The organism is Brevundimonas sp. UBA5936 (genome assembly GCA_002430835.1).
In the GTDB taxonomy this organism is placed as follows: domain Bacteria; phylum Pseudomonadota; class Alphaproteobacteria; order Caulobacterales; family Caulobacteraceae; genus Brevundimonas.
This window is the reverse complement of record DJDA01000009.1, coordinates 1-222: the sequence shown is the minus strand read 5'-3', so window position 1 is coordinate 222 and position 222 is coordinate 1. Positions and strand designations below refer to the sequence as shown.

Genomic DNA, 222 nt, shown 5'->3' with positions numbered 1-222 from the left:
GCCGCCAGCAGCCCGGCGACCGCCAGCAGAAAGCCGACCTCGAACATCTGTTCGACCGCGCCCAGCACGTCGCCGGTGCGCCCGCCGATCAGCCGCTGCGCCTGCCAAGCCGGAACCGCGCCGACGACCAGCCCCGCCGCCACACCGACCACGCCCGCCGCAACCGGCAGCAGGGCCAACGGCCACAGGGCGACCAGAACGGCGACCGTCAGCCCCGCCATC

1 protein-coding gene is annotated in these 222 nt (G+C 75.2%); it reads right to left on the bottom strand.

Annotated features, from left to right (window positions below; genetic code table 11):
• A partial coding sequence (locus B2Y21_RS00770) for an adenosylcobinamide-GDP ribazoletransferase (protein ID WP_292056025.1) occupies positions 1-222 on the bottom strand: 222 nt, incomplete at both ends.